11 protein-coding genes are annotated in these 13,499 nt (G+C 73.8%); 5 read left to right on the top strand and 6 right to left on the bottom strand.

Annotated elements, in window-relative coordinates; all coding sequences use genetic code 11:
- The first annotated feature begins 44 nt into the window (after positions 1–44).
- Positions 45–4,355 (top strand): FtsK/SpoIIIE domain-containing protein, encoded by a 4,311-nt coding sequence (locus ACIP6W_RS14540; protein ID WP_400430168.1) that lies wholly within the window; start codon positions 45–47, stop codon positions 4,353–4,355.
- 200 nt (positions 4,356–4,555) lie between these two features.
- On the opposite strand, the gene ACIP6W_RS14545 is transcribed toward ACIP6W_RS14540, so the two are convergent.
- Genes ACIP6W_RS14545 through ACIP6W_RS14555 form a run of 3 tightly spaced genes read right to left on the bottom strand, consistent with a single transcriptional unit; the run spans position 4,556 to position 8,166 of the window.
- Complete coding sequence (locus ACIP6W_RS14545) at positions 4,556–6,592, bottom strand: serine/threonine-protein kinase (RefSeq protein WP_400430170.1); 2,037 nt, start codon at positions 6,590–6,592, stop codon at positions 4,556–4,558.
- A gap of 48 nt (positions 6,593–6,640) precedes the next feature.
- Positions 6,641–7,483, bottom strand: a complete 843-nt coding sequence (gene mshD / locus ACIP6W_RS14550; protein WP_271826100.1) for a mycothiol synthase — start codon at positions 7,481–7,483, stop codon at positions 6,641–6,643.
- Entirely contained in the window at positions 7,483–8,166 is a 684-nt protein-coding gene (locus tag ACIP6W_RS14555; protein WP_066656694.1) for a response regulator transcription factor, read from the bottom strand. The genes mshD and ACIP6W_RS14555 overlap by 1 nt, the downstream gene beginning before the upstream one ends.
- Positions 8,167–8,284: 118 nt before the next feature.
- On the opposite strand from ACIP6W_RS14555, the gene ACIP6W_RS14560 reads away from it, so the two are divergent.
- The 3 genes from ACIP6W_RS14560 (at position 8,285) to ACIP6W_RS14570 (ending at position 10,438) form a co-directional block, all read left to right on the top strand.
- Positions 8,285–8,566, top strand: coding sequence for a hypothetical protein (locus ACIP6W_RS14560; protein WP_126891649.1), 282 nt, complete (start codon positions 8,285–8,287; stop codon positions 8,564–8,566).
- Positions 8,567–8,768: 202 nt separating this feature from the next.
- A complete protein-coding gene (locus ACIP6W_RS14565; RefSeq protein ID WP_400430172.1) occupies positions 8,769–9,371 on the top strand; it encodes an FABP family protein in 603 nt (200 codons plus the stop codon).
- Positions 9,371–10,438 (top strand): YgfZ/GcvT domain-containing protein, encoded by a 1,068-nt coding sequence (locus ACIP6W_RS14570; RefSeq protein ID WP_400430174.1) that lies wholly within the window; start codon positions 9,371–9,373, stop codon positions 10,436–10,438. Before ACIP6W_RS14565 ends, ACIP6W_RS14570 begins: the two co-directional genes overlap by 1 nt.
- Before the next feature lie 104 nt (positions 10,439–10,542).
- Here the strand turns inward: ACIP6W_RS14570 and ACIP6W_RS14575 are convergent, their stop codons facing one another.
- Positions 10,543–11,316 carry a class I SAM-dependent methyltransferase gene (locus ACIP6W_RS14575; RefSeq protein WP_209685415.1) on the bottom strand — a complete coding sequence of 258 codons (774 nt, stop codon included), beginning with the start codon at positions 11,314–11,316 and terminating at the stop codon, positions 10,543–10,545.
- A 45-nt stretch (positions 11,317–11,361) separates the two neighbouring features.
- Between ACIP6W_RS14575 and ACIP6W_RS14580 the strand changes: the two genes are divergently transcribed.
- Entirely contained in the window at positions 11,362–12,108 is a 747-nt protein-coding gene (locus ACIP6W_RS14580; RefSeq protein WP_066656688.1) for a phosphoglyceromutase, read from the top strand.
- Positions 12,109–12,169: 61 nt separating this feature from the next.
- Here the strand turns inward: ACIP6W_RS14580 and ACIP6W_RS14585 are convergent, their stop codons facing one another.
- Complete coding sequence (locus tag ACIP6W_RS14585) at positions 12,170–12,718, bottom strand: AAA family ATPase (protein ID WP_251160948.1); 549 nt, start codon at positions 12,716–12,718, stop codon at positions 12,170–12,172.
- A gap of 22 nt (positions 12,719–12,740) precedes the next feature.
- The gene (gene phoU / locus ACIP6W_RS14590) at positions 12,741–13,412 is read right to left on the bottom strand and encodes a phosphate signaling complex protein PhoU (RefSeq protein ID WP_066656682.1); all 672 of its coding nucleotides are present in this window, start codon (positions 13,410–13,412) and stop codon (positions 12,741–12,743) included.
- Between the last annotated feature and the right edge of the window lie 87 nt (positions 13,413–13,499).

Consider the following 13,499-nt stretch of genomic DNA (forward strand, 5'->3'; position numbering starts at 1 on the left):
CTGCACCACCCGCACCGCCGCACCACGCCCAGGGAGGACCGCCCATGCGCCTGCTGATCGAGCTCGACGACCGCCGCGAGACGATCGAGGCCGACGGGTGGGCGGAGTCCTCCACGCTGGGAGACCTCGTCGCGGCGTCGCTCGGCACCCCGCTCGACCCCGGCACACCCCTGGCGGTCGACGGTCACCGGACGAGCTCCGACACCCCGTTGCGCGACCTGGTGCTCCTCGAAGGGTCCCGGGTCGCCCGCACCACCGAGGAGCCACCGCGCGCCGTCGACGGGTGGAGCGTGACCCTGGCGGGCGGCCTCGGGGCGGGCGTCGTCGTCCCGGTGCCGCGCAGCCGTCGGCTCGTCGTCGGACGCGCTCCGCAGGCGGACGTCGTGCTCCCCACCGAGAGCGCGTCCTGGGAGCACTGCACCGTGGAGCGCGAGGACGACGGTGTCCGGGTGCGCGACTCCGGGTCGACGAACGGCACGGTCATCGCGGGGGAGCGCATCGACGACGAGGGCGTCCTGCTGACCGGGACCACGAGCGTCATCGTGGGCGGCGCGGTCCTGCTGCTCCGTCCGGAGCTGCCGGAGACGACCGTGCCGGCAGCGGGCACGTTGCCCAACCTCACGCCGGCCGCCACGGCGCCGTTCAACCGACCGCCCCGGCCGGGACGGCTCACCGACACCGAGCCGGTGTCCCCGCCGACGCGCAGGGACGTCGCCCCGGCGTCGAAGTTCAGCTGGATCACGGTGGCGGCTCCGCTCGTGCTCGCCGGGGCGATGGTGCTCCTGCTCGGGGACGCCCGCTTCGCACTGTTCGCGCTGCTCAGCCCCGTGACCGCGATCGGCATGTGGTTCGAGCAGAAGCACCGCCGGGCGAAGAACCTGAAGGAGGAGGAGACGCGCTTCACCGAGGCGGTCGAGACCTTCCGCGGCGAGATCGCCGCGGCCGCGGCCGTCGAGGCGGCCCGCCGGCAGGACCTCGTGCCCGACCCGGCGACCGTCGTGCGTCGAGCGCTCGTCCCCACCACCGACCTGTGGCAGCGTCGGTCGGACGACGACGACTTCCTCAGCCTGCACGCCGGCACCGGTGACGCGCCGTGGCGTCCCGAGGTCGACCAGCGGGCGGCGTCGTCGAAGCTCGAGGACGAGGCGAAGGCCGCGATCGCGGACAGCCGGCTCACGGCGGCGCCGGTCGTCGCCGACCTGTCGGACGCCGGCGTCGTCGGCATCGTCGGTGACCGCGACGGTGCGCTCGCCCTGGCCCGCAGCCTGCTGGCGCAGGCGACCGTGCACTGCGGACCCGCGGACCTGACGGTCGGGGTGTTCTGCGACGCGGGCCGCGAGGACGACTGGTCCTGGGCCTCCTGGCTGCCGCACACGCGCGTCGCGGGCAGCAGCACCGGCGCCCGGTGGATGTCGGCGCAGCGCGACCAGAGCGCCGCCGTCCTGCGTGGGCTGCAGGAGTCGCTCGACGAGCTGCCCACGCCGAACCTGCTCGTCGTCGTGGACTCCGACGTCCTCACCGAGGGCCGCGACGCCCCGGCACGCAGCCTGCTCGGCCAGGGCCGCGCGGTCCCCGGTGTGTCGCTGCGCCCGGGGGAGCGGCGCCAGCGGGTGAGCGGCATCGTCATCGCGACGAACGAGCAGCAGCTGCCCGCTGCCTGCACGTCCATCGTCACGGTCGGTGCGGACGCGGCCGCGACGGTCTACCGCCCCGAGGACCGCACGCGGGTCGAGGACGTCGTGCTCGCCGGCCTCACCCCGGACACGGCGGAGCGCGCCGCCCGCGCCGTCGCCCACTTCGACGACCCCGAACTCACGGTGCCCGGTGCATCGCTGCCGTCGCTCGTCCGCCTGCCCGAACTCCTCGCGCGGAGTGCCGCGGCCCCTGGCGGCACCGCTCGCGCCGCGGCCCCTGGCGCGGGCCACGGGACCGCCGCCGTCGACACGACCACCGCCGAGGGCATCCGGACCCTCTGGCAGACCAGCACCGGTACCTCGACCCCGGTCGGTTCCTCGGAGTCCGGCGTCCTCGAGATCGACCTGGTGCGCGACGGCCCCCACGGCCTGGTCGGTGGGACCACGGGTTCCGGCAAGAGCGAGTTCCTCCGCTCGTTCGTCGCCGGCCTCGCGGCCCGGAACGACCCCACCCGGCTCAACTTCCTCCTCGTCGACTTCAAGGGCGGCGCCGCCTTCGCCGCCTGCGAGCGGCTGCCGCACACCATCGGCACGATCAGCAACCTCGACGAGCAGCTGGCAGACCGAGCCATCCGCGCGCTCGAGGCCGAGCTCGAGCGTCGTCAGCGGGTCTTCGCGACGGCCGGCGCCGACATCGACAACCTCGACGCCTACCTGGCGACACGGCCGACCGAGCCGATGCCGCGCCTGCTCTTCGTCGTCGACGAGTTCGCCATGCTCGCGAAGGAGTTCCCGGACGTCCTGACCTCGCTCGTCGCGATCGCTGCGGTCGGCCGGACGCTCGGCGTGCACATGGTGCTGGCCACCCAGCGGCCGGCCGGCGTCGTGAGCGAGGACATCCTCGCGAACACGAACCTCCGGGTGGCGCTCCGCGTGCAGAGCCGCGAGGACTCGACGAACGTCATCGGCGTGCCCGCCGCGGCGGGCATCGGCCGCCAGCAGACCGGCCGCGCCTACGTGAAGCTCGGGCAGGACGACATCACCCCGGTGCAGACCGCCCTGGTCACCGGCCGCGCGCGCGACGAACGGGTCGAGCAGCCGGTCTCCGTCCGCCCGACCGACGTGTTCGGCGTCCCGGCACCGGCGCCCGCACCCGGGCCGAGTGCGTCGGACGACACCGACCTCGACGTCCTCATCGAGGCGATCCGCGCCGCGAACGACGCCGCCGGGTACGCGGCACCCCGCCCCATCTGGCCCGAGGCGCTGGGAGCCCGGGTCGACCTGGCAGACGTCCCGGAACCGTCCGACGGTGCCCGCCGCTTCGTGCCCGTCGCGCTCGCCGACGACCCCGACCACCAGCGCCAGGTCGCCGGCGGCTGGGACCTCGACGAGGGCAACCTCGTCCTGATGGGCATCCCGGGCAGCGGCACGAGCACCGCCCTGTCCGCCCTGGCCCTGCGTCTCGCGCGGACGACGAGCCCCGACGACCTCGACCTCCTCGTCCTGGACATGGGACCGGGGGACCTGGCACCGCTCGCGCAGCTGCCGCACACCACGGCCTACGTCGGCTCCGGCGCGGGGGCGGGTGAGCTGCAGGCCCGCTTCCTCCGGCACCTGCGCGCGGACCTCGAGCGTCGGCGCGCGAGCCCCGGCGGGCGTCGCGCCGTCGTGCTGATCGACGGCCTCGCGGCGCTCCGGGACGAGTACCAGGACTTCGAGGGCCAGCAGCTGCTCGACGCCCTGTACCGCGTGTACGCGGAGGGGCCGGCGCTCGGCATCTCGTTCGCCGTCTCCACGACCCGCGCGAAGGCCGTGCCGTCGGCGATGGACGAGGTCACGACCCAGAAGTGGATGTTCCGCCTGGCCGACCCGTACGACTACGCGTCCATCGGGGTCCGCCCGAAGGACGTCCCGCCGCCGGTGCCCGGGCGCTACGTCGACTCGACGACGAAGCTGCAGAGCCACGTCGCGACGCCGTCGGTGCCCCTCGCCGCGGCGGTCGGCGAGATCGCCGCCGCGTGGCCGGACGCCGCGCCGAAGACGAGCGCCGTCGGCCGCCTGCCCGATGCGGTCCGGGTGCAGGACCTCGGTGCTCCGGCACGCTTCGACACCGAGCCGTGGCGCCTGCCCGTCGGGATCGCCGAGGACGACCTCGGCACCGCGGCGCTCGAGGTCTACGACGGCGAGCACGTGCTCGTCGCCGGCCCGGCGCGCTCCGGCAAGTCGACGGTGCTCCTCGCCCTCGCCGACCTGGCACGGTCCGCCGAGGGCGTCCGCCCCGCCGTGTGGGCGGTCTGCGACCGCCGGTCCCCGCTCGCCGACGGTGTGTTCGACCGCCTCGCGGTCGGTGCGGACGAGGTCCCCGCCCTGCTGGCCGGCCTCCGCCTGGAGCGGGGCCCGGTCCTGCTGCTCGTCGACGACGCCGAACGCTTCGACGACGCCGACCAGTCGATCGCCTCGCTGCTGTCCTCCGAACGGCCGGGCCTGTGCGTGGTCGCGGCCGGCCGGTCCGCCGACCTCCGATCGCTCTACAGCCACTGGACGCGATCGGTCCGGAAGTCCCGCTGCGGCGTGCTGCTGCAGCCCGACGTCGACTACGACGGCGAACTGCTCGGTGTCACGCTGCCGAGACGGGCCCCCGTCGCGCTGACCGTCGGCCGCGGCTACGCCGCATCGGGCGGTGCGGTCCGGCTCGTCCAGACGGCCGCTGCCGGCGCCTGACCGGCGCGACCACCACCGGACGGGAGGCGCATCGCACCGCCGCCACGTGCCTCCCGTCCGGCGGGTCCGCGACCGGGAGGCACGGCACACCGCCGCCACGCACCTCCCGTCCGGCGGATCCGCGACCGGGAGTCGCGGTGCACGCCCGCCGCGCGCCTCCCGGCGTGACCCATGTCACGTCCCGCGAGGGCGGACGCCGGTCAGTCGCGGGTGGTGATGCCGAAGGGCGAGCTCTCGAGGTCCGTGAAGTTGCCCACCGTCGCGCGGACGGTGCAGGACGGCGCGACGGACAGTGCGGTCACGACGAGGCCGTCCGAGGACACGGCCAGCGCACCCGAGCACCCGTCGGCGAAGCGCACCCCGGCCTCCCCGCCGGCGACGTCGGTGAGCATCTCCGACGGCTTCCCGGTCGAGGGGCTGCGGTAGAGGGGGTTGAGTTCGTCGGCACCGCTCGGCCACACCGGTACGAGCGTCACGGGCAGCGTGGTCTGGCTGACCGTGCGGTCGGGCGTGCGGACCTCGACGCCCTGAAGTCGCTGCACGGGGTACGAGGTCCCGGTCACGGCCTGGTCGGTGACGGCCGTCGTGGTCGCGCTGCCCGCCGCGTCGAGCCACTCCTGGAGCCCGGCCTGGTCGGGCACGTCGGACAGCCGCACGGTCGCCTGCACGGTCAGGTCCTCGCCCGCCGGGACCACCACGTCGGAGAGCGTCCAGCCGCAGCGGACGTCGACGCCGGTCAGCGACGGTTGGTTCCGGGCACCACTCACCTCGTCGCCGGTCCACGTCACCGCGGGACACTCGGACCGCGCTCCGACCCCGGGCACCACCTCGAGCAGCGGGCCGCGGAGCGTCGCGGACTGGGCGGCGTACGTGATCGACAGGTCCACCGTGCCGGCCTGCGGGTCGACGGTCGCCTTGCGGGTCGTCGAGAGTCCGGTCGGCAGCGGACGGTCCTGCTGGTAGGCGCTCGCGGCCTGCGCCGTGCGGGCCGCACTCGGGGTGTCCTTGCCGCCCAGGGCGCCGGGGAGCCAGACGACCCCGCCGACGACGAGTGCGGCGACGAGCACCACGCCGAGGGCACCGAGCCCGAGCATGCGGTTCGTGAGCCAGTCCGGGCGCTGCCACCGGCCGCGCGCCGGGGCCTCGGGTTCGCGAGCGGCGGCGACCGGAGGGCGTGCGAGCGGCCGGAAGACCGTCTGCGAGCCCGCCTGCCCGAGTTCGGGCACCGGTCCGGCGTCCTCCGCAGCAGGTGACGGGCCGGAGCCGTCCGCCGGGGGACCGTCGGACGCGGTACCGCCGCCGGGACGGAGTCCGCGCACCACGGTGGCGGGCCGCTCGACCTCGGCGAAGGACTCCGGCTCGGCAGTCGGGGCCAGCGCCGGGGCGTCGGCCAGCTGTCGGGCAAGGCGGCGCAGGGTGGCCGCGGCGTCGGCGGCCGCGGGTCGTGCGGCCGGGTCCTTGGCGAGCATCGTCGACACCGCCGTCCACAGCGACGCGGGGACGTCGAGCTGCGGCGGGTCCGAGGTGACGTGGCGGTAGGCGACGGCGAAGTCGGTGCCCGGTCCGGCGAAGGGGGTGCGTCCGGCGAGCAGCTCGTAGAGCATCACCCCGGCGCCGTACACGTCGGCCGCGGGGCCTGAGCGCCCCTGGCTGATCGACTCGGGGGCCATGTACTGCGGCGTGCCGAGCAGCCCGGTCGTGGTGCGCTGCCGGTCGGCCATGACGGACGCGATCCCGAAGTCCGACACCCGGACGTCGCCCGTGGTGCCCGGTACCCACGGGGACGCGAGCAGCACGTTGTCGGGCTTGACGTCGCGGTGGGTGACGTCCTGCCCGTGCGCGGCGGCGAGGGCGTTGAGCGTCTCGGCGGTGATCGTCAGGGCGTCCCGGGGCGGCAGCGTCCCGGCGTCGGCGAGCAGGTCGCGGGCGGAGCCCCCACCGACCAGGTCCATGACGATCGCGAGTCGGTCGCCCTCGACGACGAGGTCGCGCACCCGGACGATCGACGCATGCTGCAGGCCGAGCAGCACGGTGCGTTCGCGGACGAACCGCTCGACGACGGTCGGGTCGGCGGCGAGCTCGGCGCGCAGCAGCTTGGCGGCGACGTGCTCCCCGGTCGCGGTGTGCTCGGCGCGCCAGACCTCGCCGGTCGCGCCGGTGCCGAGCAGGTCGACCAGCCGGTACGACGCACCGAGCGGTTCGCCGCGGCCGTACTGCGCCCGACCCTGCTCCGTCACGTTGCCCCCGACTGCCCCCGGTCGACCCCTCGTCGACCTCGCGTCATGTTACCGGCCGGACCCTGCGGCGTACTGCACGTCGATCGCGTGCTGCGTGAAGCCGGACCGGCGGTACAGCGCCAGCGCGGGCTCGTTGTCGCCCTCGACGTAGAGCGCAGACGCGGTCAGTCCGCGACCGGCCAGCCGGGCCGAGCCCGCGCGCATCAGGACCCCGCCGAGCCGACGCCCCTGCAGGTCCGGCCGGACCGCGACCGCGTAGAACTCGCCGACGCCGTCCTCGACCTTGAGCCAGCACGATCCCGCGAGCGCGCCGGAGTCGTCGCGCAGGAGCAGCAGGTCGTCGCCGGAGAACCACGGCTCGGCCTCGCGGGCGCGCAGGTCCTCGAGCGTCATCCGGCCCTGCTCGGGGTGGTGCGCGAAGGCCGCGGCGTTGAGGGTCAGCCAGGCGTCCTCGTCCTCGGGGTCGCCCGGGCGGAAGGCGTCGAGCCGGTACCCGTCGGGGACATCGGCCCCGGTGGGTTCGTCCGACACCGTCGCCCGGAGCTGCAGCAGGGTCCGTACCGGAGTCCAGCCGTACCGGTCGGCGAGGGCACGGGCGGCCGGGTGGTCCCCGTGCGCCCACGCGAGGCGCGGAACGCCCGAGGCCGCCGTCGCGCCCCCGGCGCCCGGGGTGAGCACCTGCGCGACGAGTGCCGACCCGACGCCCTGGCCACGGGCCTCCGGGGCGACGACGAGTTCCAGCTCGCCGTCCCGGACCACGGCGACCCCGCGTTCGTCCCCGACCACCGCGGCACGGCCGGCGCGCACGTCGACCAGGGTCTGGTCGGAGAACGGCGGGGCCTCGCCCGCGGCGGTCGCGGCGGCGGCGAGCATCTCGACGACGGCGAGCACTACTGGGCCGCCAGCCGGTCGGCCTCGTCGTCGTGCACGTTGAAGCGGTAGCCGACGTTGCGGACCGTGCCGATGAGCGATTCGAGGTCGCCGAGCTTGGCGCGGAGCCGTCGCACGTGCACGTCGACCGTGCGGGTGCCGCCGAAGTAGTCGTAGCCCCAGACCTCGCTCAGGAGCTGCTCGCGGGTGAAGACGCGCGAGGGGTGGGAGGCGAAGAAGCGCAGGAGCTCGAACTCCTTGAAGGTGAGGTCGAGCGGCCGGCCCCGCACCTTCGCCGAGTAGCTCGCCTCGTCGATGACGACCCCGGAGGCCTGGATCTTCGAGCCCGACGGGTTCTTGGCGGCGCGTCCCGTGGTGAGGCGGATGCGCGCGTCGACCTCGGCGGGCCCGGCGCTCTCGAGCACGACGTCGTCGACGTTCCACTCGCTGTTCACCGCGGTGAGCCCGCCCTCGGTCACGACGAGGATGACCGGCGTCGTCGAGCCGCTCGTCGCGAGGATCTTGCACAGCGCCTTGGCGCTCACGAGGTCGAGGCGGGCGTCCACGAACATCAGGTCGCTCTGCGGGGCGTTGACCAGCTGGGCGGCCTCGGCCGGGACGTGGCGGATCCGGTGGCTCAGGAGACCGAGACTCGGCAGGACGTCGCCGGGCGCGGCTGAGGTGAGTACCAGGAGCTGGGCCACAGGACCTCCAGAACGAGGGGACGTCGTGGAGCCATCCTAGTGATGTGTCGGAAGAGGCCCGCCGACCGGCCGGTCGGTCGGGCGTCCCGGTCGGCGAGGCCCTGTCATGATGGAACGCGTGACCGAGCCCGTCCCGCCCCTCGACCAGCGCCGCCTGCGGCTCACCTCCGTGCTGCCGGTCTGGGTCCTCGCCGTGGTCGGTGCGGTGCTCGTGCTGGCCCTGACGCAGAAGGACTCGTTCGCCTGGCTCCTGCTCGTCTTCGTGCTCTGCGTGCTCGTGAGCTTCGTGCTGCAGCTCATCACCGCGACCAAGGACGGGCTGGTCGAGCGGATCAGCATCGCGTCCTCCGGCGCCTTCGTCGTCGTGCTCGTCACGGCCGTGGTGCTGCTGGCGCGCTGAGCCGCGCGACCCGAGACCCGCGACCGCGCGACCTGCGACCGCGCGGCACGCCCCCTGGCGCCGTCAGGCGTCCCGCGTAGACTCGCGGCATGGATTCGCTGCTTGCGCTCGAGCTGTTCTACGTGGGCCTCCTCGGCCTGGCGTCGCTCGCGATCGCGTTCATCTCGGTCGTCGTCGTCGTGAAGCTGTTCAAGGGTCAGCGTTGATCGAACTGCCCGAGGGTCTGGCGCCCGAACTCGTCCCGCTGTCCTGGCTCGTCGGTGTCTGGGAGGGCACGGGCGTCGTCGAGTACCCCGTGGGCGACGAGGACGAGCCCCGCAAGTACGAGTTCGGCCAGCGCGTGAGCTTCAGCCACGACGGCCTGCCGTACCTCAACTACTCCTCGACGACGTGGCTGCTCGACGACGACCACACGCCCCTCGCCGCCGAGATGGGCTACTGGCGCATCGACCGGCCGAACGAGCCCGGTGACCGCGGTCCCGCGATGCTCATGGGCGACGGTCCCACGCCGTTCAGCACGGTGGAGAGCGTCGAGGCGCTCCGGAACACGACCGACGGCTTCGACGTCGAGGCCGCGATCATCCACCCGACCGGCGTCAACGAGCTCTACGTCGGCCGCGTCAGGAAGGGCCGGATCGACCTGGCCACCGACGCCGTGATGCGCTCGCCGAACGCGAAGGACTACTCGGCCGCGACCCGCCTGTACGGCCTGGTCGAGGGCAAGCTCTTCTGGGCGTGGGACATCGCCGCGCTCGGGCAGCAGCTCACCTCGCACGCCTCGGGGCAGCTCGCGAAGGTCGACTGATGTCCGCCTTCAGCGGGCGCGACGGCTTCGTCGCGACCGAGGCCGGTCCCGCCGCCCACTTCGGCAACCCCGTCGGTGAGCAGCGGGCGCTCGCCTCCGGTCGCGCGGTCGTCGAGCTCGGCCTCGGGGTCGTCACGGTCAGCGGACCGGACCGCCTGTCCTGGCTCAACTCGATCACCTCGCAGCTGCTCACCGGGCTCGAGCCCGGCGTCAGCACCGAGACGCTCGTCCTCGACCAGTCCGGCCGCGTCGAGCACGCCGCCCGGGTGGTCGACGACGGCGAGGTCACCTGGCTCCTCACCGAGCCCGCGGACGCCGCACCGCTCGCCGGCTGGCTCGACTCGATGCGCTTCATGCTCCGCGTCGAGGTCGCCGACCGGTCGGCCGACCTCGTCACGCTCGGCCGCTTCGCGGGTTCGGCAGCGCCCGACGGCGTGGTCGTCGAGTGGGTCGACCCGTGGTCGTCGGTCACGCCCGGCGGATGGGGCTACGCCGCCCCGGAGGCCCATCCCGCCTCCGACTGGACCCTCCGCATCGACGTGGTCACCCCGGACGCCGTGGCTGCGCTGGCAGCGTCGGACACGCCGGTCGCGGGGCTGCTCGCGTTCGAGGCCCTGCGCATCGCCGCGTGGCGGCCCTCGCTCGCGGACGTCGACGAGCGGACGATCCCGCACGAGCTCGACTGGCTCCGCTCCGCCGTGCACCTGTCGAAGGGCTGCTACCGCGGGCAGGAGACCGTCGCCAAGGTGCACAACCTCGGGCACCCGCCGCGCCGCGTGGTGATGCTGCACCTGGACGGCTCGGACGGCGTGCTGCCCGCGCCGGGCACCGCGGTCGAGCTCGACGGCAAGGACGTCGGGCGGCTCACCGCGTCGGCGCTCCACCACGAGCTCGGGCCGGTCGGGCTCGCGGTCGTGAAGCGCTCGCTCGACCCCGCCGTGACGCTGACCCTGACCGTGGACGACGTCGTGGTCACGGCCGCGCAGGAGACGATCGTCCCGCCGGAGGCCGGCGCGACGGCGAACGTCCCGCGCCTGCCCCGGCTCGGAGCCGTGCGCCGCTCGTAGTCGTCGTCGGACGCGGTCCGGCGAGACTCGGCCCCGCGGACGTGTTCGCGCCCGCACGACCGTGGACGTGTCCGCTTGGGCGAGTCTCGTGGCGCGGCGGCCGCTCAGGCGGGAGCGACGGCCGACCACGGGACGCTGAGCTCGCCGAGACGCCAGCGCGTCACCCCGTGCAGTACCGGCCAGCCCCGGTCGCGCATGCCGTGCACCGTCGCGATCCACCGCTGGCGGGGGCCGTACGTGCCGAGCGGAGCGGCGACCGCCCACGCACGGTCGAGGTCGAGCAGGAACGCGTGCACCCGCTCCCCGGGGACGTTGCGGTGGATCAGGGCCTTCGGCAGTCGCTCCGCCACGATGCTCGGCAGCTCGAGGTCGGCGACGCGCAGGGACACCGTGAACGTGTGCGGCTCGTGCTCGTCGAGCGTGACCCAGGACGCCACGCGGCCGACCTCGTTGCAGGTGCCCTCGACGAGTGTCCCGCCGGGCTGCAGGCGGTCCTGCATGATCCGCCACGAGTCGACGACGGCGGATTCGTCGTACTGCCGCAGGACGTTGAACGCCCGGATCACGGCGGGACGGCGGCCACCGGGCGTCGGCGTCTCGAAGCCGCCGAGCCGGAACGTCACCCCGTCACGGGTGCCCGCGTTCGCCAGCGCCACGCGTGACGGCTCGATCTCGATGCCGGTGACCTCGACGTCGGGTCGGACCCGGGCCAGCCGGTCGCGGAGCTCCAGGGTCGTCGTCGGTCGGGCGCCGTACCCGACGTCGGCCACGAGCGGGTCGTCCGTCCGGCGCAGGACGGGGAGCGCGGCGATCCAGCGGTCGACACGACGGAGCCGGTTGTACCCGGTGGTCCCGCGCGTGACGTTCCCGATGGGCATGGACCCCAGGGTACCGAGGCGCACCCGCTCGGTAGACTCGGACGCATGACCTCCACGCTCGTCCTGCTGCGTCACGGCAACAGTGACTGGAACCAGAAGAACCTGTTCACCGGTTGGGTCGACGTCCGGCTCTCCGAGCTCGGCGAGAAGGAGGCGAAGCGTGCCGGCACCCTCATCGCCGAGTCGGGCATCGTCCCCGACGTCCTCTACACGTCGCTGCTGACCCGCGCGATCCAGACCGCCGACATCGCCCTGCTCGAGGCCGACCTGGCCTGGCTGCCGGTGAAGCGCGACTGGCGCCTCAACGAGCGCCACTACGGAGACCTGCAGGGCAAGGACAAGGCCCAGACGCTCGAGCAGTACGGCGAGCAGCAGTTCATGGAGTGGCGTCGCTCGTTCGACGTGCCGCCGCCCCCCATCGCGGACGACGCCGAGTGGTCGCAGGCCGGGGACCGCCGCTACGCCGACCTCGGCGACCAGCTGCCCCGCACCGAGTCGCTGAAGCTCGTCATCGACCGTCTGCTGCCGTACTGGGAGTCCGACATCACGAAGGACCTGGGCGAGGGGAAGACCGTCCTGGTCACCGCGCACGGCAACTCGCTCCGCGCCCTCGTGAAGCACCTCGACGGCATCTCCGACGACGACATCGCGGGCCTCAACATCCCGACGGGCATCCCCCTCGTGTACGAGCTCGACGACGACTTCCGTCCGACGAAGCCCTCGTACTACCTCGACCCGGAGGCCGCCGCTGCCGGTGCCGCCGCGGTCGCCGCGCAGGGCGCCAAGAAGTAGCACCAGCACGACGAACGCCCCGCCGGACACCGGCGGGGCGTTCGTGCACCCGGCGCGGACCTCAGACGAAGTGGTCGGCGATCTCCTGCACGAGCGCCCCGACGTCGTAGGGGCGACCGGTGTCGACCCGCACGACGGGGACGCCCGGCAGCCCGATCGGTGCGGCCGCGTCGCCGTGCTCGTCCCAGAAGGCCAGGATCTCCGCCAGGTCGCCGTGCACCTCGTGCCGGACGGGCAGTGTTCCGGGCTCGTACCGGTCGCGCAGCCGGTCCGCGGCGGTGACCCGGTCGACCTGGCAGAACACCTCGACGGCGCGCGGTGAGCCGGCGGAGGCGAGTCCGGCCTCCAGGCGGTCGCGGTCACGGGACGGCAGCCAGACGGCGTCGAGGACGACCCCGTTCTCGACGGCCCGCGCCATCGACCACATCGTGTCCATCGCGATGCCGCCGAGCTCGCGCGAGCCGATCATCGGACCGACCACGTCGGCCAGGGGTTCCTTGATGCGGTCCTTCGACAGGAAGGGACAGCCGAGCACCTCGGCCAGGGCGGCGCCCACCGTGCTCTTGCCCGAACCGGGCATCCCGTTGACGACGATCGCGACCTGAGCCATGCCACGATCCTGGCAGAACCCGTCAGGCGGGGGAGGCCGTCACCGACGCGGCGCCGGTCCAGTCGCCGGTCGCCAGGTACTCGACCTTCTTGGCGATCGACACCGCGTGGTCCGCGAAGCGCTCGTGGTAGCGCGAGGCCAGGGTCGCGTCGACCGTGTCGATCGGGTTCCCCTTCCAGGTCTCGCCGAGCACGAAGTCGAACACGCTCGCGTGCAGCTCGTCGACGGCGTCGTCCTCGTCGCGGATCTCCGCGGCCAGGGCGATGTCCTCGGTCGCGAGCAGGCGCGTGAGCTTCTGGGCCATCTGCACGTCGTGCGCGCCCATCTGCTTGAAGGTGCCGCGCAGGCCCTTCGGCACGACCTTCTCGGGGAAGCGCTGGCGGGCGAGCTGCGCGATGTGCTCGGCCATGTCGCCCATGCGCTCGAGCGACGAGCTGACGCGCAGCGCGGTCACGACGACGCGGAGGTCACGGGCGACCGGCGCCTGCCGCGCGAGGATGTCGATCGCGATCTCGTCGAGGCTGTTCGCCGCGTGGTCGATCATGGCGTCGTCGGCGATCACCTCCTCGGCGAGGGCGACGTCGGACTCGCTGAACGCCTGCGTCGCACGGGTGATGGCGGACTCGACGAGTCCGGCGATCTCGGTCAGACGCTCCTGGACGTCCTGGAGCTCCTGCTGGAAGACTTCGCGCATGGGGGATGTGCCTCTCTGATGCGTACCGGACGAGTGTCGTCAGCCCAGGTGAACGAACGGTGACCTGCGGCTGAACACCTCACAATC

Origin of the sequence: Curtobacterium sp. NPDC088465, assembly GCF_044753165.1 — a bacterium.
Classification (GTDB): Bacteria; Actinomycetota; Actinomycetes; order Actinomycetales; family Microbacteriaceae; genus Curtobacterium.

Coding starts and splice junctions, on each gene's coding strand:
- ACIP6W_RS14540 (WP_400430168.1), top strand. CDS start 45: ATGCGCCTGCTGATCGAGCTCGACGACCGCCGCGAGACGATCGAGGCC.
- ACIP6W_RS14570 (WP_400430174.1), top strand. CDS start 9,371: ATGTCCGCCTTCAGCGGGCGCGACGGCTTCGTCGCGACCGAGGCCGGT.
- ACIP6W_RS14575 (WP_209685415.1), bottom strand. CDS start 11,316: ATGCCCATCGGGAACGTCACGCGCGGGACCACCGGGTACAACCGGCTC.
- ACIP6W_RS14580 (WP_066656688.1), top strand. CDS start 11,362: ATGACCTCCACGCTCGTCCTGCTGCGTCACGGCAACAGTGACTGGAAC.
- ACIP6W_RS14585 (WP_251160948.1), bottom strand. CDS start 12,718: ATGGCTCAGGTCGCGATCGTCGTCAACGGGATGCCCGGTTCGGGCAAG.
- phoU (WP_066656682.1), bottom strand. CDS start 13,412: ATGCGCGAAGTCTTCCAGCAGGAGCTCCAGGACGTCCAGGAGCGTCTG.